The 23,234-nt window shown below is 73.2% G+C and carries 14 protein-coding genes; 7 read left to right on the top strand and 7 right to left on the bottom strand.

Annotated features, from left to right (window positions below):
- Positions 1 to 72: 72 nt before the first annotated feature.
- Positions 73 to 1,017, top strand: coding sequence for an aldo/keto reductase (locus ACIBL4_RS34400; RefSeq protein WP_399415707.1), 945 nt, complete (start codon positions 73 to 75; stop codon positions 1,015 to 1,017).
- A 33-nt stretch (positions 1,018 to 1,050) separates the two neighbouring features.
- On the opposite strand, the gene ACIBL4_RS34395 is transcribed toward ACIBL4_RS34400, so the two are convergent.
- The 4 genes from ACIBL4_RS34395 to ACIBL4_RS34380 all read right to left on the bottom strand — a co-directional run bounded on the left by ACIBL4_RS34395 (position 1,051) and on the right by ACIBL4_RS34380 (position 6,476).
- Positions 1,051 to 2,454 (bottom strand): PrsW family intramembrane metalloprotease, encoded by a 1,404-nt coding sequence (locus tag ACIBL4_RS34395; protein WP_399415706.1) that lies wholly within the window; start codon positions 2,452 to 2,454, stop codon positions 1,051 to 1,053.
- Positions 2,455 to 2,529: 75 nt separating this feature from the next.
- Positions 2,530 to 3,363: a tRNA (guanosine(46)-N7)-methyltransferase TrmB gene (gene trmB / locus ACIBL4_RS34390; RefSeq protein ID WP_399415705.1), complete on the bottom strand. Its 834-nt coding sequence runs from the start codon at positions 3,361 to 3,363 to the stop codon at positions 2,530 to 2,532.
- A 402-nt stretch (positions 3,364 to 3,765) separates the two neighbouring features.
- Positions 3,766 to 4,980: an L-2-hydroxyglutarate oxidase gene (lhgO, locus tag ACIBL4_RS34385; RefSeq protein WP_399415891.1), complete on the bottom strand. Its 1,215-nt coding sequence runs from the start codon at positions 4,978 to 4,980 to the stop codon at positions 3,766 to 3,768.
- A gap of 74 nt (positions 4,981 to 5,054) precedes the next feature.
- On the bottom strand, positions 5,055 to 6,476 hold the full coding sequence (locus ACIBL4_RS34380) for an MFS transporter (protein WP_399415704.1): 1,422 nt from the start codon (positions 6,474 to 6,476) through the stop codon (positions 5,055 to 5,057).
- 827 nt (positions 6,477 to 7,303) lie between these two features.
- On the opposite strand from ACIBL4_RS34380, the gene ACIBL4_RS34375 reads away from it, so the two are divergent.
- Entirely contained in the window at positions 7,304 to 9,421 is a 2,118-nt protein-coding gene (locus ACIBL4_RS34375) for an asparagine synthase-related protein (protein ID WP_399415703.1), read from the top strand.
- A gap of 450 nt (positions 9,422 to 9,871) precedes the next feature.
- On the top strand, positions 9,872 to 13,168 hold the full coding sequence (locus ACIBL4_RS34370; protein ID WP_399415702.1) for a BTAD domain-containing putative transcriptional regulator: 3,297 nt from the start codon (positions 9,872 to 9,874) through the stop codon (positions 13,166 to 13,168).
- On the opposite strand, the gene ACIBL4_RS34365 is transcribed toward ACIBL4_RS34370, so the two are convergent.
- Entirely contained in the window at positions 13,165 to 15,177 is a 2,013-nt protein-coding gene (locus tag ACIBL4_RS34365; protein ID WP_399415701.1) for a sigma-70 family RNA polymerase sigma factor, read from the bottom strand. The two genes, ACIBL4_RS34370 and ACIBL4_RS34365, sit on opposite strands and share 4 nt — an antisense overlap.
- Positions 15,178 to 15,771: 594 nt before the next feature.
- On the bottom strand, positions 15,772 to 16,551 hold the full coding sequence (locus ACIBL4_RS34360; RefSeq protein ID WP_399415700.1) for a TetR/AcrR family transcriptional regulator: 780 nt from the start codon (positions 16,549 to 16,551) through the stop codon (positions 15,772 to 15,774).
- Positions 16,552 to 16,926: 375 nt separating this feature from the next.
- Between ACIBL4_RS34360 and ACIBL4_RS34355 the strand changes: the two genes are divergently transcribed.
- The 3 genes from ACIBL4_RS34355 (at position 16,927) to ACIBL4_RS34345 (ending at position 20,732) form a co-directional block, all read left to right on the top strand.
- On the top strand, positions 16,927 to 18,306 hold the full coding sequence (locus ACIBL4_RS34355) for an NAD(P)/FAD-dependent oxidoreductase (RefSeq protein ID WP_399415699.1): 1,380 nt from the start codon (positions 16,927 to 16,929) through the stop codon (positions 18,304 to 18,306).
- Between the two features lie 173 nt (positions 18,307 to 18,479).
- Positions 18,480 to 20,144, top strand: coding sequence for a SpoIIE family protein phosphatase (locus ACIBL4_RS34350; RefSeq protein ID WP_399415697.1), 1,665 nt, complete (start codon positions 18,480 to 18,482; stop codon positions 20,142 to 20,144).
- 363 nt (positions 20,145 to 20,507) lie between these two features.
- Positions 20,508 to 20,732, top strand: coding sequence for a hypothetical protein (locus ACIBL4_RS34345; RefSeq protein ID WP_399415696.1), 225 nt, complete (start codon positions 20,508 to 20,510; stop codon positions 20,730 to 20,732).
- A 152-nt stretch (positions 20,733 to 20,884) separates the two neighbouring features.
- Here ACIBL4_RS34345 and ACIBL4_RS34340 read toward each other — a convergent pair whose 3' ends face one another.
- Complete coding sequence (locus ACIBL4_RS34340) at positions 20,885 to 22,150, bottom strand: MFS transporter (protein ID WP_399415890.1); 1,266 nt, start codon at positions 22,148 to 22,150, stop codon at positions 20,885 to 20,887.
- 122 nt (positions 22,151 to 22,272) lie between these two features.
- Here ACIBL4_RS34340 and ACIBL4_RS34335 point away from each other — a divergent pair, with 122 nt between their 5' ends.
- The gene (locus tag ACIBL4_RS34335; protein ID WP_399415695.1) at positions 22,273 to 22,821 is read left to right on the top strand and encodes a MarR family winged helix-turn-helix transcriptional regulator; all 549 of its coding nucleotides are present in this window, start codon (positions 22,273 to 22,275) and stop codon (positions 22,819 to 22,821) included.
- The last annotated feature ends 413 nt before the right edge of the window (positions 22,822 to 23,234 follow it).

Genomic DNA, 23,234 nt, shown 5'->3' with positions numbered 1-23,234 from the left:
TGCGGGGCCGTTTACGGGAGTTTTGCGTCCGCTGTGGAATGGGCCTCCCCCGCACGGCCGTTGACACGGAGCATGACTTCTCTTCGCAAGCTCGGCTCCTCCGACCTCGAGGTCTTCCCGCTCGCCCTCGGCGGCAACGTCTTCGGCTGGACCGCGGACGAGGCACAGTCGTTCGCCGTCCTCGACGCGTACACCGCCGCCGGCGGCAACTTCGTCGACTCCGCCGACGTCTACTCGGCGTGGGCGGACGGCAACCAGGGCGGCGAGTCCGAGACCGTCCTCGGCAAGTGGCTGACGTCGCGGGGCAACCGCGCGGACGTCGTCGTCGCCACGAAGGTCAGCCAGCACCCCCAGTTCCAGGGCCTGTCCCCCGCCAACATCAAGGCCGCCGCCGATGCCTCCCTGCGGCGCCTCGGCACCGACTACATCGACCTGTACTACACGCACTACGACAAGCCCGACGTGCCGGTGGAGGAGATCATCGGCGCGCTCGACGAACTCGTGACGACCGGGAAGGTGCGGTACATCGCCGCCTCGAACATCTCCGCGGAGCGGCTGCGGGCCTCCCTGGAGTTCTCCGACCGCGAGGGACTCGCCCGGTACGTGGCCCTCCAGCCCCACTACAACCTGGTCTCCCGCGACACCTACGAGGGCGAGCTCCAGGACCTCGCCGCGCGGACCGGCCTGGCGGCCGTCCCGTACTACGCGCTCGCGTCGGGCTTCCTGACCGGCAAGTACCGGCCCGGTACGAGCGTCGACAGCGCGCGGGCGGGCGGTGCCGCCCAGCACCTTCAGACCGAGCGGGGCCGCCGGGTCCTCGACGCCCTCGACGAGATCGCCGCGGCCCATGACGTCCCCGTCGCCACGGTCGCCCTCGCCTGGCTGGCGGCCCAGCCGACCGTGGTGGCGCCGATCGCCTCCGCGCGGACGGTGGAGCAGCTGCCCGCGCTGATCGGGGTCGGGGAGCTGACGCTGACGGAGGCGGAGGCCGGGCGGCTCACGGAGGCTTCGGCCTGAGCGGTTCCGACCGGTGGCCGATTGGGGGGTCGGCTAGGACCGGTAGGGGTTGTACGCGGGGTACGGCGTCTCGTACGCGGGATACGGCGTCGGCGTCGGCGCCTGTGTCGGGGTCGTCGTAGGGCCGTACCCGTACGCCCCGTGCACCGGCCACGGCGGGGCCGCCACCGGTACCGGAGGGGCCGTGATGCGCGCGGCGTAGTCCAGCGCGGGACGGGCCGTCTCGCGGCGGCGCCACAGTTCGTCCAGCAGTTCCCGTTCCCGTACGACGAAGTCGGCACCGGCGCGGCCGCGCCGGCCCCGGTGCCGCAGGAACGCCAGGGACGTCGCGTACGCCTCGTAGCGCGCGACCTCCCGTGCCGCCGCCCGGCCCGCGTGGCGGCGGGCGTACTGGCGGGCGATCCGCCGGGCCCGCATGGAGCCGAGGGCGTACGGCTCGACCGGGGACAGCCACCCGGCCACGGCGTAGGCGGGCAGCTCCGCCCGTACGGTCCTCAGCTCCCGCTGCCGGGTCCAGATCACCAGCCACGTCAGCAGCCCGAAGATGGGCACCATGAACGCCGCGTACACGGCGAAGAACCCGTACTCGCCGAACGAGGACGAGCCGTTCCACGTCGCGTGCATGCCCATCGCGAGCAGCAGCCCCGAGAGCGGGAAGGCGACGCGGCGGATGTGCTGGCGGTCCGCCGCGAGCGCGGAGACGCCGAAGCCGATGCCGGTGAGGACGGTGAAGAGCGGGTGCGCGAACGGCGACATGATGATGCGCACGAAGAAGGTCGCCGCCGTGACGGAGGCGATGCCGGTGCCGCCGGTGAGCTGGTCGGTGCCGAAGGCGGTGCCCAGGTAGAGGATGTTCTCCGTGAACGCGAAGCCGGTGGCGGTGACGCCGGCTGTGACGACTCCGTCGAGGATGCCGGTGAAGTCGCGGCGGCGGAAGAGGAAGACCAGTAAGACGGCCGCCGCCTTGGCGATCTCCTCGACCACCGGCGCTATGACGGTCGCGCCGAGTGTGTCCGCGCTGGAGGGATCCGCCGTGGCCGTCGCTATCCACCGGGTCGCGAAGCTGTTGGCGACGATCGCTATCAGCGCCGCCGCGCAGGCGCCCCAGGCGAAGCAGAACAGCAGGTTCCGCCAGGGGCCCGGTTCGACCCGGTCCAGCCAGCGGAACGAGGCTATGAGCAGGGGCACCGGGAGCGTGGCCAGCCCCAGCCCGACCAGGAACCCTTCCGTGCCGGTCTCTTCGCGGACCAGGGCGAGGATGACGAGGCCGGATATCGCGAGCAGCGTGGTCAGCGCGCCGTAGCGCACCCATGTGCGCTGCCACCAGTGGGCGTGCCGCAGGGGTGCGGCGGCGGGTGCGCCGGTGAAGGGCCCACCGGTGGTGGGGCCGCTGGGGGGAACGCTGGGATACGAGGTGTGTGGGGGGCAGGTGGCCACGGCATTGACCCTAACGACGGATGGGCGCTGTCCGCAGGCGGGAGGGATACGGGTGCGGGTCCGGTGGGAGTGCGGTCAGGCGCCGGCGGGGGGTTGGTCCACGTGCTGTACGCGGCGGAAGAGGAGGTCGTTCACGACATGTCCCTTGTCCAGTCCCTGGCCCTCGAAACGGGTCAGGGGGCGGAAGTCGGGACGGGGCGCGAAACCTCCGTCCGCCTGCGTGTTCTCGAAGGCGGGGTGTGCCGTGAGTACGTCGAGCATCTGTTCGGCGTACGGTTCCCAGTCGGTGGCGCAGTGCACGATCGCGCCGGGCCTGAGGCGGGTGGCGGCGAGGGTCAGGAAGTCGGGCTGGATGAGCCGGCGCTTGTGGTGCCGCTTCTTGGGCCAGGGGTCGGGGAAGTAGACGCGCAGGCCGTCGAGGGAGTCCGGGGTGAGCATCTCACGCAGGAGGATGATCGCGTCGCCGTTGCCGACCCGGATGTTGGACAGGCCGTTCCGGTCGGCGAGATTGAGCAGGTTGCCCTGGCCGGGGGTGTGGACGTCGACGGCAAGGATGTTGGTGGTGGGGTCGGCGGTGGCCATCTGGGCGGTGGCCTCGCCCATGCCGAAGCCGATCTCCAGGACGACGGGGTTGTCGTTGCCGAACAGGTCGGGCAGGTCGAGGGTTCGGCTGCCGTCGATGTCGAGGCCCCACTTGGGCCACAGCCGCTGAAGCGCGTCCGCCTGGCCGGCTGTGACCCGGCTGCGCCGCGGCTGGAAACTCCGGATCCGCCGCTCGAAGTGCGACCCGGCGGGATCGGCCTTCGGCCCATCGGGAAAACGCGGCTCACCCTTGCCGCGACTGTGCCGGATGGAGGCACCGGGGGCGGGCGGCTGGGGGGCTTCGGGGGTATTCACGGAGTCAGACACAGTGAGACCGATTTTACGGCCGCGGTGTGGTTGCCGGGGGGCGGTGTGCCTGCGGCGGCCTGTGGCTGCTTCGGTGGGGGTGCGCGTAGCGCCTACCGGGGTGCGGTGGGTCGGGGCCGTGCCGGGGGTGTCCGTCCTCGGAACGGCGCGATGGGCTTGCGTACCGACCAACTCCTCGTTGACGCGCCAACCGCTGCGGGCGGACACCCCCCGACACGTCCCCTTCTCGCCGTCGGCGGGTGCGGGCGCGTCTCGCCCTAGCTGCGGGCAGTCGTGCCTCCCCCAGTGCCTTAAGGGCCTGGGAGGTTCCCCCAGGCGGCACGGGCGGGCGCAGCGGCACCCCGCACCGCCGGGCTGCGCAACGCCCCGGGCTCAGCAACAACACCGAGCACCTCGAAACTCTCAGAGCGCGCTCAGTGCCCTGCGTGCCACCTCCCTGCCGATCGGCAGGGACGCCGTGGCCGCGGGAGACGGCGCGTTCAGCACATGGACCGTGCGAGGGCCCTCGCGGAACAGGAAGTCGTCCACCAGCGTGCCGTCACGCAGTACCGCCTGCGCCCGCACCCCCGCCGCCGTCGGCACCAGGTCGTCCTCGGACACCCCGGGCAGCAATCTCCGCACCGCCTCCGTGAACGCCCCCTTGGACAGCGACCGCCGCAGCTCCCCCGCCCCGTACCGCCAGTGCCGCCGGGCGATCCGCCAGGAGCCCGGCCAGGCCAGTGTCGCCGCCAGCTCCCGCGCACGGACCGTCCCCCAGCCGTACCCCTCACGGGCCAGCGCCGGCACCGCGTTGGGCCCGATGTGGACACCCCCGTCGATCCCGCGCGTGAGATGCACCCCGAGGAACGGGAACGCCGGGTCGGGGACCGGATACACCAGGCCCCGCACCAGCTCCGGCCGGGCCAGCTCGTAGTACTCGCCCCGGAACGGCACGATCCGGACGTCCGGGTCGTCCCCGGTCAGCCGGGCGATCTCGTCGCTGTGGAGGCCCGCGCAGTTCACCAGCACCCGTCCGCGCACGACGTCCCCGGTGGCCGTGAGCACGGCGACGCCCCGCTCGGGGCGGCGGTCGACGCGCACGACCCGCGTGCCGTAGCGGATCTCCGCGCCCGAGCCGTGGGCCAGCTGGCGGGCGACCGCGACGAAGTCGCAGATGCCGGTCGTCCCGACGTGTATCGCGGCGAGGCCCCGCACCTCCGGCTCGTACTCCGCGATCTGGGATCCGCCCAGTTCACGGACCGGAATGCCGTTCTCCCGGCCGCGCTGCACGAGCGCGTGCAGGCGGGGCAGCTCCGCGCGGTCGGTCGCGACGATCAGCTTGCCGGTGACCGCGTGCGGGATGCCGTACTCGGCGCAGAACTTGACCATCTCCGCCGCGCCCCCCACCGCGTAGCGCGCCTTGAGGGAGCCGGGGCGGTAGTAGACGCCGCTGTGGATGACGCCGCTGTTGCGGCCCGTCTGATGCCGGGCCGGGCCCGGCTCCTTCTCCAGGACCGTGACCCGTGTGCCCGGTGCGGCGCGTGTGATCGCGTACGCCGTCGACAGGCCGACGATCCCCCCGCCGATCACCAGCACGTCACAGTCGTACGCGATCTCCGGCACCCGCGTCACCCGCACCACCTCCCGCTTCGATAGTGCACTGCGCCACTGACAATGCCTTCAAACGCGGGGAGGGCGGCATGCCTGCCCGGTTACGCCGGAGCCATCAGCAGCGGCCGTGCGCGTTCACGCAGCTCGACCACCCGTGGCTCGTCACCGTACGGCTCCAGCCGGTGCAGGAGGTCCTTGACGTACTCGGTGGTGCGGGCCGAGGAGATGCGTCCGGCGACCTCCACCGCCCGCACGCCCTGCTCGCACGCCGCGTCCAGGTTTCCCGACTCCAGTTCGGCGACCGCCGAGACGACCAGGCGCAGGCCGTGCGAGCGGACGAACTCCTCGGTGGGCTTCGACAGCGCCTGTTCCGTGAAGCGGCGGACCTGGCGGGGCGCCTTGAGGTCGCGGTAGCACTCGGCCGCGTCGGCGCAGAAACGGTCGTAGGAGTAGAAGCCGAGCCAGCTCGGGTCGTTGTCGCCGGGGCGGGCGCGCTCCAGCCAGCTCTCGGCCGCCTTCAGGGCGCCGCCGGCCGCCTGGGCGTCGCCCGCACGCGCGTGTGCCCGGGCCTCGACGAGGCGGAAGAAGCTCATGGTGCGGGCCGTGGCCAGGCCGCGGTTGCGTTCGAGGGCCGCCTGGGCGAGGTCCACGCCCTCGTCGCCGAAGCCGCGGTAGGTGGCCTGGAGGGACATGGAGGCCAGGACGTAACCCCCGAGGGGGACGTCCGCCGCCGCGCGGGCCAGGCGCAGGGCCTGGATGTAGTAGCGCTGGGCCGCTTCCTGCTGGCCCGTGTCGAAGGCCATCCAGCCCGCGAGCCGGGTGAGTTCGGCGGAGGCGCCGAAGAGGGCCCGGCCGACCTCGTCGGAGTAGGAGCCGAGCAGGAGGGGAGCCGCCTCCACCCTTAAGCACTCGGGGACCATCGAGGAACGCCAGTCGCCGCCGCCGTACTTGGAGTCCCAGCGCCGCGCGTCCTCGGCGGCCTCCCGCAGCTTCTGCACATCACTGTGGCCGACTTTGAGCGGTGCGCCGGAGTCCTCGCCGGGGCCCACGTCGCGCGCTACCGAACTGTCGGCCGGGGTTATCAGCCATCGTGAGGCGGGCGTCGCGTACGCGCTCACCGCGAACGATCCGGCCAGCGACTGCCAGATGCCGCCCCCGGCGCGGCGGCCCGCGAGGTCGAGACGGTACAGCTCCGTCGCGGACTTCACCGCCTGTCCGACGTCCCGCGGGAAGGCGAGGCCGACTTCGGGCGCGGGGTCCGCGTCCGCCAGGCCGATCTCGTGGAGCGGCACCGGGCGGCCGAGCTTCTGGCCGATGGCGGCGGCGATGAGGTGCGGCGCCGCACCCTGCGGCACCATGCCCTTCGACACCCACCGTGCCACCGACGTTTTGTCATAGCGAAGCGTCAGTCCTCGCTGAGCGCCAAGATCGTTGACGCGCCGCGCGAGGCCTGCGTTGCTGATTCCCGCGAGGGCGAGAACGGCGCCGAGTTTTTCGTTCGGCCCGCGTTGCTCCCTGGACATGCGCCACCCCTCGACACAGACGGCTGCCGACGTTGGCATAACCACGCGGCATTCGTAAACCCAGCGTAGTTCGCCGCATCCCAAGCGTTAAGGGGCATTGTTCCGGTTGGCGGGATTGTGGTCCGTACTGAAGTGCGGTTCAGATACAGCCTGTTGCGGTGTGCTCCCAGTGTGTGGCCGTGCGCCTGTCCGTGCGCTCTTCTCCGGCCATCGCGGGAGCGGTTCCATGGTCGTTGCGTGGGTCGGCCCGCTGTACTGGATCCAGTGGGCTGGGGGACACCGCCGCCTTCATCCCCGCGGGCGGCGGAACGGTCCGGGAGACGTGCTCCGTCTCCCGGACTGCGCGACCGCGCGGTGGTCCGCAGGGTCTGTACGGAGAGTGTTCGACGCTGCGCGCGGGATGGGGATTTGGCCGAAAATCGACCCCGTCGATGGTGGGGTATCAGGCCTCCTACCACGGCAGTTGAGGGCGCATCGGGCGTATTCGGGGCGTGCATCGGGGGCGCATTCGCGCCGCAGTCGTACTGGTGACGTGTCGCTGACATGTCTTGCCTCCTGGCCGTCCCTTCTGTTCTTGCCGCTTCCGCCGCCGTCTTCCCTATCCGTTTCCACTGCCGCCGTCCCTGCGGTCTTCCCCGCCCGTCTCTTCTTGTGGCATGGGGGAGTTGGGGGCGTTCGGGAGTGTTCCGGGCGGCGTGGGTGGCTCCGCCGGGGCGCGTTCGGCGGAGCGCAAGCGGCGCGGGCGCACTCTGGAACGCCTCCTTCATGGCAGCATGGTGAACCGGTTCGTACGGTGCACTGGTTGTCCACAGCCTGTGGAGGCGGCGATGCGGTGGTTGGTGGGATGGAGCAGCACCGCCGCGGGAGCCGTCGCTGCCGGCTCGGCGGGGGCCACGGGACCCGACGGCGAGACCCTGCACCCGGTGGGCTCCCAGCTCCTGTGGGGCGACCCCGATCCGCTGTGGGCGGTCGGTGACTGGCGCCCCGACGAAGTGCGGGTCGTGAAGGCCGACGACCGGACGCGCATCGCCGTCCTCGGCATCTGCGGCGCCACCGACGAGCAGCTGCGCGTCGCGCTGTTCGCCGCGCGCGGCGGGGCACTTCGGCATCTGACCGCCTGGCCGGGGAGTTATACGGCCATCGTGCAGGTCGGCCGGAGGGTGACCGTCTGCGGCGATCTCGCGGGCGCGCGGCCGGTGTTCTACACCCCCTGGGCCGGCGGCACGGCGTATGCGACGGCCGCGCTGCCGCTGGCCGACCTCATCGAGGCCAACCTCGACTTCGGGCACCTCGCCGCGCTGCTGGCCGCCCCTGACGTGCCCGCGGCACTTCATGACTCCACGCCGTACGACGGCGTGAAGCGCATTCCGCCGGGGCATGCGCTGATCCTTCGCGCGGGGGCGCGTGAGATCGCCGGGTACGAGCCGGTCGCCTCGCTGGCGGTGGCGGCGCCCTCGGCCGACCCCGACAGCGCGGTCGACGCCGTGCGCGACGCGCTCGTGGAGGCCGTACGGACCCGGCTGTCCGCGCCGCGGCACGTCCCCGGGGCGGACATCGACCCCGGGCCCGTGCCTGGCATGGGGCCCGCCGAGCGGCGTGCCGCGCGCGGGATGCCGGTGCCGGGGATCGGGGCGGACCTGTCCGGCGGGCCCGCCTCGGGGACGCTGGCGCTGCTGGCCGCGGGGCTGCCCGGGAGGCCGGGCACGGTGCTGGGGCACGGCACGGGCGCGGGGGAGCGGCTGCTGGCGGTCACGTTCAACGACCTGGCCGTCGGGGGGCGGGAGGCCGAACTGGAGCGGGCGGGCGCGCTGGCCGCGAACCCGCGGCTGCACCATGTCGTCGTCGCCGGTGGCGAGGACACCCTGCCGTACGCCGACCTGGAGGGCCCGCTGACCGACGAGCCGGGCGCGTCCCTCGTGACGGCGGCACGGCACCGGGCACGGCTGGCGGCTGGCAGCGCGGACCACTTCACGGGCTACGGTGCGCGGCAGGTCCTGGACGCCCATCCCGCGCGGCTGGCCGACCTGCTGATGGACCGCAAGCGGCGCCACCTGGTGCGGCCCGTCGCCGCGCTGGCCAGGACGGACGGCTCGGTGCTGGTCCCCGCGCGCGTGTACGCGGCGGCGCGACGGCTGTCCCGTACGCCGTACCGGACGGGGCTCGAATCCCTGGCCGAGCGCCTGCTCGAGCACCGTACGGACGACGGCCCGGACGCGCCCGGGGGCGCGGTGGAGGCCTCGCTCGCCGCGCTGACCTGGGGGAGACCCGGGCCGGCGGCGCGCTGGCTGACCGGTGAGGCGCTCGCTGAAGTATCGGTTCGTCTTCAGGCGGCGACGCACCGGTCGGAGCTGGTGGGGCCGGGGCAGCGGCCGGGTGACTTCCGCGCGCGTGCGGCGCTGGCGCGGTATGCGGCGGACCTGCGGGTGCTGGAGCAGGCCGCGGAGATCCGCTTCCAGCGGCTGCACGCGCCGTTCCTCGACAACCAGGTCGTGCGCGCGGCGCGGGCGCTGCCCGAGGCGCTGCGGGTACGGCCGGGGGCGAGGGCGGCCATACTGCGCACGGTGCTGGAAGGGGCCGGCGTACGGGACCTGCCGCCCGGGTGGGGCGTCCCGACCCAGGCGACGGCGGCGGCCGCGGCGCGTACGGGGCTGAGGGTGGCGGCGGACTCCCTGATCGCCCTGTTCGACACGCCGCTGCTGGCGGAGGCGGGGCTGGTCGAAGCCCGGGTGGTCCGCAAGGCCCTCCGTTGCGCGGCGGCGGGCGAACCCCTCCCTCTGGACGGCCTCGCCGACCTCGTCTCCCTGGAACTGTGGCTCCGCCGCCTGCTGTCCCGCCGCGGCACGTGCTGGACGGGCACACCGGCCCGCCAGCGAGCTGTACCGTCGGGGATCGCGCCGCAGCGGGGGGCGTTGGGGGCGGGGGCCGCCGGGGTGCGGCGCGTGTAACGCCTACCGGGGTGCGGTGGGTCGGGGCCGTGCCGGGGGTGTCCGTCCTCGGAACGGCGCGATGGGCTTGCGTACCGACTAACTGTCCGTTGACGCGCCAACCGCTGCGGGCGGACACCCCCCGACACGTCCCCTTCCGTGCGTCGGCGGCTGCGGGTGCGTGCCGGCTTGGCTGCCGCAGGCTGCCGTGCTGCGGGCCGCTGTCCCGCTGAGCTGCGGGCAGTCGTGCCTCCCCCAGTGCCTTAAAGGGCCTGGGAGGTGCCCCCAGGCGGCACGGGTGGGCGCAGCGGCACCCCGCTCCGCCGGGCTGCGGATCCACCCCGCCCCGGCCGGAGCGCCGGGCACCTGGCAGCGCCGAGTCGTGCAACGCCCGCCATCCCCGCCGGCCTCGGAAACACCCGGCCCCGAAAACCCCACAGCCCTCGCACCCACCCGGGCGACAATGACCCGGTGCGGTACAGAATCCTGGGCATCACCACGGCAGAGGACGAGCACGGCACACCCGTACCCGTCGGCGGCCCCCGCCTCCGCGCCCTGCTCACCGCCCTCGCCCTACGCCCCTCCCGCGTCACCACCCCCCAGACGCTGATCGACGAGGTGTGGACGGACCACCCGCCCCAGGACGCCCACGCCGCGCTCCAGGCCCTCATCGGCCGTCTCCGCCGCGCCCTCGGCAAGGACGCCGTGACCTCGGACCCGGGCGGCTACCGCCTCACGGCCACGCCGGACGACATCGACCTCTTCGTCTTCGAACGGCTCCTCCGGCACGGCACCGACGCCCTCGCCGCCGACGCCCCCGCCCTGGCCGAACGCCACCTCGACGACGCCCTCGCCCTCTGGCGCGGCCCCGCCCTCGCCGACCTCCCCGACCGCACCGCCGCCACCCGCCCGGAGGCCGCGCGCCTGGAGGCGACCCGGGCCCGGGCCGAGGCCCGCCTACGGCTCGGCCGCGCCCCGGACGTCGTACCGGAGCTGCGGGAACTGACCGCCGTACACCCGTACGACGAACCACTGCACGCCCTCCTCATCCGCGCCCTGCGCGACACCGGCCGCGAGGCCGACGCCCTCGCCGCGTACGAGTCGGCCCGCCGCGCCCTCGCGGAGGGCCTCGGCACCGACCCCGGCCCGCAACTCCGCGCCCTCCACACCGAGCTGCTCGCGTCGGCCGCGATGAGCGGGAAGCCGGCGCCCGCTCCGCCCGAGCGCACCGGGAACATCCGTCCCCGCCTGACCTCGTTCGTCGGCCGGGAACCCGAGATCGACGCCATCCGTTCAGACGTGCACAGGGCCCGCCTCGTCACCCTCACCGGACCGGGCGGCTCCGGAAAGACCCGTCTCGCCGAGGAAGCCGCCGCCGGGCTCCCGCAGGCGTGGCTGGCCGAGCTGGCCCCGCTCGACCGGCCGGAGGCGGTGCCGGGAGCGGTGGTCAGTGCGCTCGGTCTGCGCGAGACCGTGCTGATGACCAGTGAGCTGACGGCCCTGCAGGACGACCCCGTCGCCCTGCTCGTGGAGTACTGCGCGCCGCGCAGCCAACTGCTGATCCTTGACAACTGCGAGCATGTCATCGGCGCCGCCGCCCACCTCGCCGAGACCCTGCTGACCCGCTGCCCGGGGCTCACGATCCTCGCCACGAGCCGTGAACCCCTGGGCGTGCCCGGTGAACTGGTGCGTCCGGTCGAGCCCCTGCCGCCGGACCACGCCCGCCGGCTGTTCGCGGAGCGTGCCGCCGCCGTGCGTCCCGACGCGGACGCCGTTCTCCGTGACGAGCGGGCGGTGGCGGAGATCTGCCGCCGCCTGGACGGGCTGCCGCTCGCCATCGAGCTGGCCGCTGCCCGGCTCCGGCTGCTCACGCCCCGGCAGATCGCCGACCGGCTCGACGACCGCTTCCGCCTTCTCACCTCCGGGAGCCGTACGGTCCTGCCCCGCCAGCAGACCCTGCGGGCCGTCGTCGACTGGTCGTGGGAGCTGCTCGACGAGGCCGAGCGGACGGTGCTGTGCGAGGTGTCCGTGTTCGCAGGCGGCTGGGACCTGGCGGCGGCGGAGGCCGTGTGCACCGGGCCGGCCGCCGAGCTGCTCGGGGCCCTCGTCGACAAGTCCCTCGTCGTCGCGGCACCCTGTGAGCCGGACGGTTCGCAGGGCTCGGGCGGCATGCGGTACCGGCTGCTGGAGACCATCCACGAGTACGCCGTCGAGCGCGCAGCCGAGGCTCCGCAGCTGCGTGCCGCGGCCGAGCGGCGGCACCGGGCGTGGGTGCGCGCACTCGTCCAGCAGGCCGAGCCGCTGCTGCGCTCCGCCGGGCAACTGCCGTGGGTCTCCCGCCTGGAGACCGAGCTCGACAACATCCGCGCGGCCCTCGACCGTGCCCTGACGGCCGGGGACGAGGAGCAGGCCGGCGCCATCGTCCTGGCCATCGGCTGGTTCTGGTGGTTGCGCAACTACCGGCACGAGGGGCTGGAGTGGCTCGACCGGGCCCTGCGGCTCGGGGTGGAGAAGGACGCCGCCGCCGGGCTGCTGCCGTCCGGCGGGGAGCCGGACCTGCCCGATCCCGTCGACCACTTGCTCGCCGCGCCGGACGGGGAGGCGGGGCATCCGCTGCACGCCCTGCGGATGGATCTGCGCGTGCTGCATGTGTTCTTCATGACCGAGGCCGGGCCCATACAGGCGTTCGTCGACGAGCGGCGGCCGTATGTGGAGCGGGTGTGGGCCTACTTCCGGGAAGGGGGCCCACGGGCGGCCCGGATCCCGGGCATCGTCTGCCCGATCGTCTCCTCCTACCTGGGCGACCGCAGCGACCTCCGGGCCGTCATGGACTCCGCCGTCGCCAACTGCCGTGCGCACGGCGGGGACTGGGAGACCGCCGTCGCCCTGATGTTCCGTACGCACATGGTCGTCGACGGACCCGGCGGCCTGGACGGCGTGGACGAGGACCTCGCGGAGCTGCGGATCCTCAGCCGCCGCGCCGGTGACCGCTGGCTGCGGGCCCAGGTGTGCGGCGCGGCCGGTGAGGCGGCCATGGCCCGCAGCCGCTTCGAAGAGGCCAAGGGGGAGTACGAGGAGGCGCTGCGGCTCGCCTACGAGGTGGGCGCCTACGCCGAGTCGCCGTTCCTCATCGCCCGGCTCGCCGAGATCGCCTACCGCGCGGGAGACCGCCCGGCCGCGCTCGCGGGGCTGGACGAGGCGACCGCCGCGGCCGACCGGTACGGCGTGGCGGATTCCAGGGCGTTCGTCCTGGTGTTGCGGGCCCAGATGGCGTCCGAGGAGGGGCACACCGCCCGGGCGCGCGAGCTGTGCGACCTGGCGCGCGCGGACGCCGCGCGCGGCACGCCGCCGCCCCAGTTCGTGGTGATGCTGGATCTGGTGGACGCCGTGGTCACGGCGAGCGAGTCCGGCCCGGGGGCCGCCCTGGCCAAGCTGACCGGCGCGCTTCACGAGGCCGTGGACAAGCGGTGCTCCGACACGGTCCGGGCCGCGGTCGTGGACAGCGCGGCGGGACTGCTGGCCGATCTCGGCGACTTCCCGCGCGCGGCACGGCTGCTCGGTGCCGGCGACCACTGGTGGGCCGGCCGCCCCCGCCCCATGCCGGAGCATGCCCAGGTGGAACGGGCCGGGGCAGCCGCGCGCGCCGCCCTGGGCCCTGCCCGCTGCGAGTCGGAGCGCGCCGCGGGCGCGGCCCTCGCGGCGGACGACGTCCTGCGCGAGCTGGAGAAGGCGCGGAGTGCGTACGCCACCGGGCCGGAAAACCGCTAACCGCAGGTGAACCTGGACTCCGCCCAGTCCGCCAGGGCCAGGTTGTCGAGGGTGCCGTGCGGTTCCATCACCAGCCGTACGGTGCTGCGGCCGGTGAGGTTCACCCGGACGGGGACCGCCGGGTCGCCGCCCTCCACCAGCCCGGACCGCCACAGCCGGGCCCCGTCGGCGTAGACGGAGAAGTACACGTTGCCGAGCTTCAGCGCCATGTCGTCCGCCCCGACGAGCGCCTCGTACGAGGAGCAGGGGCGGTTGAGGTCGATGGTGACGGAGGAGCGGCCGTGCACGGTGACGCCGTGCGTGTACCGCCGGTCGCCGGCCGACAGGCCGTACCGCTGCCAGACCCAGCTGCTCTCGCCGATCCGCATCTCGGGGGCGGTGTCGTCGCCGCTGATGTCGTACGACAGTTCGCTCCACTGGTAGACGGCCGGGGCGGGCGGCCTCTCGGTCGGGGGCGGGGGCGGGGGCGGGGGCGGTGTCGGGGTGGGCGTGGGCGTGGGCTTGGGGGGCGGTGTCGGCCTCGGAGGCACGGGCGGTGAGGTGGGCTTCGCGGTCGGGGCCGGGGAGGGGGTGGACGACGACGGGCTGGTCCTGGGTGTCGGTGCCGACGCCGGCGTCCCGGCCCGCGCGGGCACGATCGCCGGTGACCGCGGTCCGGGCTCTCGCTGCGAAGGAGAGGGCGTGGGCTCGGCGGGCCGGGACGCCGGCGAAGTCGGGGTGGGAGCCGGCCTCGCCTCGTCCTTCGGCTTCTCGTTGCCGGTCAGCGCCAGCACCACCGCGGCCCCGACGGCCACGGCGACCACACCGGCCGCGATACCGGCCTTCACCGGTGCGCCCACCCCCTCGGAGGCCGCACCGCCTCCGGCTCCACCGGACGAGCCGCTCCCCGCAGCCCCACCGGCCGAACCGGCGCCCGCCGCCCCGCCCGCCGACCCGCCCGACGAGCCCCCGCCCGCCGCTGCGCCCGCGGCTCCGGCCGCCCCCGCTCCCGCGCCACCGGCGATGAGCCCGGCCGCCTTGGCGTACCCGGCGGCGCCGAACCAGCCGATGACCGCGAGCGGCACCACTGCGGGGATACCGCCGGCGACCTCCTCGATCTGCGTCGCGGCCAGCCGGCACTTGACGCACTCCTCCAGGTGCTTGCGCAGTCCCCGCTCGGCGCGCGTGCGCAGTCGGCCGCGGGCGTACGTGCCGAGCTGGTCGGCGTAGCGCGCGCATTCCTCGTCGGCGGTGAGCGTGGCGCTGACGTGGGCCTGGAGGTAGGCCTGTTTGAGGCCCTCGCGGGCCCGGCTGGCGAGCACGCGCGTGCCGTTGGCGTCCAGCCCGAAGAGCGTGGCGACCTCGCTGGGCGACTCGTCCTCGACCTCGGTGTGCCACAGCACGGCCTGCCACCGCTCCGGCAGCGAACGGAAGGCCCGCATGGCCATTGACCGCTCGGCGTCGTGCATCGCCCGTACGTCCGCGCCCAGGTCGAGCGTGTCGTCGTCGGACACGTAGGAGCCGCGTGCGGACTGGGCGGCGAACACCGCGAAGTCGTCGACGAGCTGCTCCCGGCGCGCCGACCGCGTCCAGGAGGCGGCGACGCGCCGGACGGAGGTGAGCAGGTAGGCGCGTACGGCGTGCTCGGGTCCGGAGCCGGCGCGTACCGCCTGGAGCATGCGGGCGAAGACCTCGGCGGTCAGGTCGTCTGCGGTGTGGGCGTCACGGCAGCAGGTCCGGGCGTACCGGCGCACGGCCTGCGCGTGGCGCCGGAACAGCTCCTCGTACGCCGTGTCGTCGCCCGAGCGCATCCGGCCGATGAGATCGGCGTCGGAGGGCGGCAGCTCGCGCGGCGGCGGCAGGACGCTGTCCTCACGCCGGGCGCGCTGCGGCGGGACCGAGCCGTCGGCGGGACGCCCGCCCGGCGGTACGGCCGCGCGTCCGCCCTGGCTCGGCACCTGCGGCGGGACCGGGCCGCCGGCTGTGGCGTCCCCGTTACCGCTCGACTCGTCCCGCCCGTCAACGCTCATCGCGGAAAGCCCCCGCCAGCCGGCCAACACGTCCAGACCACCGGGTCAGAGTGCCATATTGGCTTTTCGTCAGAACCCCGGAACTCGGACGATCACTCATCCGTGGGGATTTGCCGCACGCCAGTACTAGCCGTCACGCATTCGGGGAACGAGCCCCTGTCGCCCGAACCGGGCTCGGAAGCGACGTGACCGCTCCGGCGGCTGGTCCCGACCGCCAGAGCCGACGACTTCGATGAACGGGTCCGATCCGCCAGACCAGCCGACCGGCAAACCGACGACACCGACCGACCGCCCCGCCGGTTTCCGGCAGTCCGTTCTGGTCGACCACTCCGGCCGACCGCCCCGCCGGCTCCGGCTGCCCGTTCCGGTGGACCGGATCAGGACCGGCTGGCCGACCGGCCAAGCCGATCAGCCAAGCCCACAAGCCAAGCCGATCAACCCAGCCGACCGGCAAGCCGACCACACCGCCCGATCGCTCCGCCCGCTCCGACTGCCGAGTCCGGCTGCCGATCCCGGCTGCCGATCCCAGCTACCGAGTCCGACTGCCGATCCCGGCTGCCGATCCCGACCGCCCGTTCCGCCAACCCGCCCCGATCACGCCGGACGCGACCGCAGTCCCTCCAGCAGGATGTCCAGCAGTCGGGCCGACGCGGCCGCCTGCTGTGCCGCGTCCGGCAGCGAAGGCGCCGCCGTCGCGATCACCAGCAGTACGTCCGACACCGACACGTCCGCCCGCAGCTCACCCGCCGCACGCGCCCGCTCCACGAGCTGGCCCACGACCTCGAGCAGCGACGACGCCCCGGCGTCGTCCTCCGCCGCGACCGCCGGCGCCGGCACCGAGGCGACCGCCACCGGCTCCTCCGGCACCAGCCGCAGCTCCCCCGGGCCCGGCTGCGTCCGCTGCTGCGGCACGCGCGCGTGACCGGCACGGTCCTCCTCGACCGAGACCCGCAGCACCTGCGGCGGCAGCAACCGCCCGGCGCCGGAGGCCACCGACGTCCGCAGGAAGCGCGACAGCGCCGACCACGGTTCGTCCTCCTGCCCGAGCGCCGCACGCGCCTGGTCGGTCAGCCGGGAGGTCTCCTCCTCGGCTATCCGCCGCACCAGGACGTCCTTGCTCGGGAACCGCCGGTACACCGTGCCCACGCCGACCCGCGCGCGTCGCGCCACGTCCTCCATCGGCGCGCCGTATCCCAGCTCGCCGAACACCTCGCGCGCCGCCCGCAGCACGTGCTCCAGATTGCGCTGTGCGTCCACACGCAGCGGCGTCGTCCGCGCTCCGTTCCCGCGTCCGTTGCCCGCCGTCGCGCTCATCGTCACGCCACCCGCTGCGACAGCGGACGCGGACGACCAATGAGAGTCCTGAACATGCATATGCATTCCCCCGGTAATGACGTCTCCCCCCGGAGACACTCCCCGCCATACGATGCCGGGACGGAGGACCAGGCCCGGGTCCCCGGGCCGCCCGTCGCGGTCCCGGCGAGCGCATCCCCCTACACCCCGTCGACACACGAACATAGTTGAGAGGGAGTCAATTCAGAAGGGGCACGTTCCGCACGGAGCGCCCACCGATCGGAGTACGGGTCGCAAACGTCCTGAATGTGCCCCCGAGCGCCCCCCGCACCACCCCAGCTGACCTGCGAGTATTCCCCGCAGCCTGCCTTTCCGGCCAACTCCGCGCGCTCTCCCGCTCCGGTCACACAATTCGTCGAGGCTGTGGACAAACGCAAGCGGCGGGTGCGTCATGGGATGGTGAAGGAACGTGCGCGCATTCTCGTTGTCGGTGGTGGCTACGTCGGGATGTACACGGCCCTGCGCCTCCAGCGCAGACTGAAACGGGAACTGGATCGGGGCGAGGTGGAGATCACGGTCGTCACCCCCGACCCGTACATGACGTACCAGCCGTTCCTCCCCGAGGCCGCCGCGGGCGCCATCTCCCCCCGCCACGTCGTCGTACCCCTGCGCCGCGTCCTCGACCGGTGCCGCGTCCTCATCGGCGAGGCCACCGCCATCGACCACGCCAAGCGCACCGCCACCGTCACCACCCTCGCCACCGAGGAGGAGGGCACGGGCGGGCAACAGCTGACGTACGACGAACTCGTCCTCGCCCCCGGCTCCGTCTCGCGCACCCTGCCGATCCCTGGCCTCGCCGACCACGGCATCGGCTTCAAGACCGTCGAAGAGGCCATCGGCCTGCGCAACCACGTCATCGAGCAGATGGACATCGCCTCCTCCACCCGCGATCCCGCGATCCGCGACGCGGCCCTCACCTTCGTCTTCGTCGGCGGCGGCTTCGCAGGAGTGGAGGCGCTCGGCGAACTGGAGGACATGGCCCGCTACGCCGCGCGCTACTACCACAACGTCCAGCCCGAGGACATGAAGTGGATCCTCGTCGAGGCCTCGGACCGCATCCTGCCCGAGGTCGGCGAGGAGATGGGCCGCTACACCGTCACCGAACTGCGCCGCCGCAACATCGACGTACGCCTGCAGACCCGCCTGGAGTCCTGCGCGGACCGGGTCGCCGTCCTCAGCGACGGAGCCCGCTTCCCCACCCGTACGGTCGTCTGGACGGCCGGCGTCAAACCCCACCCGGTCCTGGCCGCCACGGACCTGTCCCGCAACGACCGCGGACGGCTCAGGTGCACGGCGGAACTGGCCATCGAGGGCACCACGCACGCGTGGGCTGCCGGAGACGCCGCCGCCGTCCCCGACGTCACGGCCGGTGAACCCGGCCGTGAATGCGCCCCCAACGCCCAGCACGCCCTGCGCCAGGCCAAGGTCCTCGCCGACAACATCGTGCACACCCTGCGCGGCGAGCCCCCGCAGACGTACGAACACGCCTACGCCGGCTCGGTCGCCTCCCTCGGCCTGCACAAGGGCGTCGCCCACGTCTACGGACGCAAGCTCAAGGGCTACCCGGCCTGGTTCATGCACCGCGCCTACCACCTCAGCCGCGTGCCCACCTTCAACCGCAAGGCGCGCGTGCTCGCCGAATGGACCCTGGCCGGGCTCTTCAAACGCGAGATCGTCTCCCTGGGTTCACTCGAACACCCCCGGGCCGAGTTCGAACTCGCGGCCGGTGGAAAGCCTTCTCAAGACCCCCCGGTGAACCCGAAGGGGTCGTCCTGACCGGACCCAGGAACTCCTCCGGCCGGCCCGGCGTCTGACGGATGCCGGTCCGGTCCGCTCACTGCCAGACTGGTCCACCACCGCGGGCGTGCCACCACGTGCCCCGGTGCGGGCCCCCGGGGCCCCGGCCGGTTCCGGTGCCGGCCGCCGACGACTACACGAGGCAAGGATTCGTGAACTTCACGCGCTGGAGCGCCCGGCTCCCCGGAACGCAGCGCCGCGCCGCAGCGCGGACCGAGCAGACGGCCTCCCCGGACCGGCGGGGGGAAGGTTCCGTACCCGCCGCCCGTGCCGAACAACTGACCGATGAGCCCCCGTCCGTACCCGCCGTCGACGAACTGCGGGTGCGCGAGGTCCTCGACCGCGTCCCGTCCCTCGTCGCCCTGGTCCACGGCCCCGACCACCGCATCGCCTACGTCAACGACGCCTACACCACCGCCTTCGGCGTACGCCCCCTGGGCGAACGCGCCCGCGAGGCCCTCCCCGAACTGGACGCGCTCGGCCTGTTCCCCCTCCTGGACCAGGTCCAGCGCAGCGGCAAGCCGCGTACGGTCAAGTCCCGCAAGGCCCCCGACGGCCGCTCCTACACCTTCACCTGCACCCCGGTCGCCCAGGGCGACGGCAAGGGCGGCAGCGACGGCCGGGGTGTCCTCGTCTTCGCCACCGACGTCACCGACCACGCGGAAGCCGCCGAACGCCTGCGCGCCAGCGAACGCCGCCAGCGCGAAACGGCGGTGACACTCCAGAGATCACTGCTCCCCCAGGAGCTCGAAGAACCCGACGACCTGCGCGTCGCCGCCACGTACCACCCCGGCGGCACCGAGGCCGCCGTCGGCGGGGACTGGTACGACGTCATCACGCTGGGTGGCGGCCGCACGGCCCTCGTCATCGGCGACGTCATGGGCCGCGGCGTCCGCGCGGCAGCGGTCATGGGTCAGCTCCGCACGGCGGTCCGCGCCTACGCCCGCCTCGACCTGCCCCCGCACGAGGTCCTCCAGCTCCTCGACGGCCTGGCAGCCGAGATCGACGCCAACCAGATCGCCACCTGCGCGTACGCGGTCCACGACCCGAACGAGGGCAAGCTGGTCTACGCCTCGGCGGGCCACCTGCCCATCCTCGTCCGCGACGAGAACGGCGCGGTCCTGCGCGCCGACGAACCCACCGGACCGCCGCTCGGCACCGGCGGCTGGATGCACTCCTCGGGCTCGATCCCCCTCGGCCCCGGCTCCACGGCCGTCCTCTACACGGACGGTCTGGTGGAGCGCCGGGACGCCGACCTGGACGAGGGCATCGCCGCTCTGGAAAGCGCCCTGGCCGGCGCCACCGGCACACCCCAGGTCGTCTGCGACCGCCTGGTCCGCTCCGCCGGCGTGACCCCCGACCACGACGACGACGTGGCCGTCCTGGTCCTCCAGCACCCCGCCCGCACCGGCCCGGAGAGCGAGCTGTTCCGCAACGCCGCCCTGGATCTCCTGGGCGGCGTGGAAGCGGCCCCCCGCGCGCGTGCCTTCGCCTCCGGCGTCCTGACCAGCTGGCGCTTCCCCGCCGACCTGCACGACCTGGGCGTCCTGGCGACCAGCGAACTGGTCGCCAACTCCCTCCAGCACGGCACCCCGCCGATGCGCCTGCGTCTGCGCCGCACCGATCGTCGCCTGATCATCGAGGTCACCGACGGCGACGACCACCTGCCCAGGCGCCGCCGCGCGGAACCGGGCGACGAATCGGGCCGCGGCATCGCCATCGTCGCCACGATCGCGTCGAACTGGGGCTGCCGCCGGACCCCGGGCGGCGGCAAGGCGGTGTGGTGCGAGTTCGCCCTGCCGCGCGGGGGGATGTGACGAACGGCGACGCCCGCACCGGCATCGGAGGCCGCCCCCCGGCCAACCGCGTCACCAACCGCCGTGCGGCGCAGGTGATCCTTGACCGTGTCAGGGCGACGGCGGTGACCGCCCAGGGCAGGTGCTGAGCGGCCGTACTGCGCGCAGGACACCCGCCGCGCCCTGGCCGGGCAGCCGGCGTGTGCCGTGGCCGGTGAGATGCTCGGCCAGTACGACGTCGGCGGGCCGTCCGGTGCGCTGCCCCGGCCCCGCGTGCCGTCGTCCCTCCGGCAGGGCCGGCATGGACGCCGGTGCGGTGCTGATCCACGTCGAGCCCGACGACCCGGTGCCCCGGCAGCGCTCCTGGCCACCGCGGTGGGCCTGGTGGCCCTGGCCCTCGCCGCGGTGCTCGCCGCCACCCGCAGCCAGACCCGCATCCTGCGTCGCTACCTCGCCCGGCTGATCGCCGTGGGCATCCCACCGCGCTGGGCACGCCAGGTGCTGCTCTGCCAGCACGCGGCCCTCACCGCCGTGAGCACCCTGCTCGGCATGATGATCGCCGTGTTCCGACCGTCGTCCTCGCGGCGCGGATCTCCGGCTTCGTGCTGAGCGTCCCGTGGTGGCAGCTGGCCGTCCTCGCCGCGGCTACCTCGCCGCGCTGCTCGCCGCGGTCCACTCGGCCCACCGGCTGCGCGTGACCGAGGCGCGATCGGCCTGACCCGGACAGCCCGGCCCGGGCACACGCCGACGGCGCGGGTGCCTCACACGTCCGCCGACACGGACGCCCCACCCCGCGCCACGACCCGGCTCTTTCGGAGCCACGGCTGATCCTGCACGTCGGTCAGCTGCCGCCCCAGACGCACGGCGAGAACGGTGATCCCCAGCGAGAACAGCAGGAACGCCACGATGTACGGCGCGTGCAGCGAGGCCCCCAGCGGCCCGCCCACCGCCGGCCCGACGGCCAGCGCGAGCTGCTTGACCAGGGCGAACGCGGAGTTGTACTGCCCGGCCATCCCCTCCGGCGCCAGATCGGCGACCAGCGGGGCGACCGTCGGCGACAGCATCGCCTCACCCAGCCCGAACAAGGCGTACGTCGAGACGAACGCGGCCGTCGCCATCTCCTGGCTGCCGTGCCCGAGCCCCGCGTACCCGGCGACAGCCCACGCCACGGCCCAGATCAACCCGACAGCAGCGATCACTCGCGAGCGCCGACGCCGCTCCACGAACCGCAGGACGGCGAACTGCGCCACGACGATCACCAGCGTGTTCGCCGCCAGGGCGGTCCCCAGCGCCGACGTCGATATCCCGGCCGCCTCGACCCCGTACGCGCTCAGCCCCGACTCGAACTGCCCGTAGCAGGCGAAGAACAGCACGAAGCCCAGCACGCACAGCTGCACCATGGCCCGGTTGCCCAGCAACTGCTTCCAGCCGCCCCGCCCCGACGTCAAGGGCGCATCCTCGATCCGCGGCGCGTGCGGCACCCGCACCGTCGCCATCACCACGACCAGCAGCAGGAACATCGCCGCCTCGATCGCGAAGAGCAGCGTGAAGGAGGCGGCGCTCGACGTGTCGACGAGATGCCCGCCGATGAGGCCACCGACCCCGAGCCCGAGGTTCTGCAGGAAGAACTGCATGGCGAAGGCCCGCGACCGCGTCTCCGCCGACGAGCAGTCCACGATCATCGTGGCCAGCGCCGGCTGCATCACGGCCTGCCCGGCCCCCAGCAGGGAAGCCGACACCAGAACGGCGGCCGCACTGCTCGCGACCCCCAGACTCAGCGCCCCCAGGGCGGCGGTGACCAGGGCGGCGAGCAGCACCGGCAACGGTCCACGCCGGACGATGGCCCGCCCGGCGAACGGCAGCACGACCAGCGCCGCCACAGCGAAGACGGCGAGCACGAGACCCGCCGTCATGGCTCCCAGTCCCCGCACCTGCGCCACATAGACGTACAGATACGGGACGGTGAAGCCGAGCCCGAACGCGCTGAGTGCGTTGCCCACGTGGATCCGGCGCATCGCTGCGCCCATCGCCCTGGTCACGTTCACCTCTCTCACTAGTTAGACGTGAAGACTTCGAAACTAAAGTTCGAAGCTAAAGAGTACATATCAAAGGACTTCAAGGCAAAGAACGGCCGTGCCATACTGCGCCCATGGGCGACACCCCCGGCCCCAGCGAGCCGACCCTCGAAGAACAGATCGCGGCGTACCAGCGCGAGTTTCAGGACCTCGACCCCCAGGTGGAGCAGATCGTCTCGGCCCTGTCCCGCCTGAACCGCCGTATGAACGTCGCCTACGGCCGTCAGACCGCGGCCCTCGGCATCAGCAACGCCGAGTGGGAGGTCCTGAAGGCCCTCGTCCTCTCGGGCGCCCCGTACCGCCTGGGCCCGAGCGACCTCGCCAAGCGCCTCGGCCTGACCCCGGCCGCCATGACCCACCGGATCGACCGCATGGTCGGCGAAGGACTGGTCACCCGGGAGCGGGACGAGTCCAACAGGGTCCGCGTCATCGTGGAACTCACCAGCGGAGGTCGTGAGAAGTGGCTGGAGGCGATGCGCCTGGCGTCGGTCTTCGAGGAGGACCTGCTGCAGGACCTCTCCCCGCAGGAGCGCACCGCGCTCGGCGAGGTCCTCACCCGGCTCCTGCGCCGGGTGGAAGACGCCCAGCCTGACGCCGGCGGCCGCCTCTCCGACCTGGACTGACGCCCGCGCAAAAGATCTTGACAGGGGTCACTTGACAGCCCCATCCCTGATCCGTAGAGTTCTTCGGGTTGCCGCGGAGCCGTAACGGTTCTGCGACAGCACTTCCGCCGCATGAGCGGCACCCAACCACTAGCAAGATCGCTCCCAACGGGATTGATTTCGGCGTGCTCGAATTCAATTCGAATTGGGACTCGACGCTCTGATCGACTCCGCACTGGCTTCGATTTTGGAAACGCCGAGAGAACGCGCTAAGGTTGGACACGTCGGAACGGCCCAGCGGCCGGGAAGACGAACCCCGCTGACTGGGGGTCAGATCGAAGAAAAAGATCTGATAGAGTCGGAAACGCAAGACCGAAGGGAAGCGCCCGGAGGAAAGCCCGAGAGGGTGAGTACAAAGGAAGCGACCGTTCCTT

This window comes from Streptomyces sp. NPDC050416 (assembly GCF_044458845.1).
In the GTDB taxonomy this organism is placed as follows: domain Bacteria; phylum Actinomycetota; class Actinomycetes; order Streptomycetales; family Streptomycetaceae; genus Streptomyces.
The sequence above is the reverse complement of the archived record's forward strand: the minus strand, read 5'-3'. Positions and strand labels throughout refer to the sequence as shown.

Coding starts and splice junctions, on each gene's coding strand:
- ACIBL4_RS34400 (WP_399415707.1), top strand. CDS start 73: ATGACTTCTCTTCGCAAGCTCGGCTCCTCCGACCTCGAGGTCTTCCCG.
- ACIBL4_RS34380 (WP_399415704.1), bottom strand. CDS start 6,476: ATGTCCAGGGAGCAACGCGGGCCGAACGAAAAACTCGGCGCCGTTCTC.
- ACIBL4_RS34375 (WP_399415703.1), top strand. CDS start 7,304: ATGCGGTGGTTGGTGGGATGGAGCAGCACCGCCGCGGGAGCCGTCGCT.
- ACIBL4_RS34365 (WP_399415701.1), bottom strand. CDS start 15,177: ATGAGCGTTGACGGGCGGGACGAGTCGAGCGGTAACGGGGACGCCACA.
- ACIBL4_RS34360 (WP_399415700.1), bottom strand. CDS start 16,551: ATGCATGTTCAGGACTCTCATTGGTCGTCCGCGTCCGCTGTCGCAGCG.
- ACIBL4_RS34355 (WP_399415699.1), top strand. CDS start 16,927: ATGGTGAAGGAACGTGCGCGCATTCTCGTTGTCGGTGGTGGCTACGTC.
- ACIBL4_RS34340 (WP_399415890.1), bottom strand. CDS start 22,150: ATGGGCGCAGCGATGCGCCGGATCCACGTGGGCAACGCACTCAGCGCG.
- ACIBL4_RS34335 (WP_399415695.1), top strand. CDS start 22,273: ATGGGCGACACCCCCGGCCCCAGCGAGCCGACCCTCGAAGAACAGATC.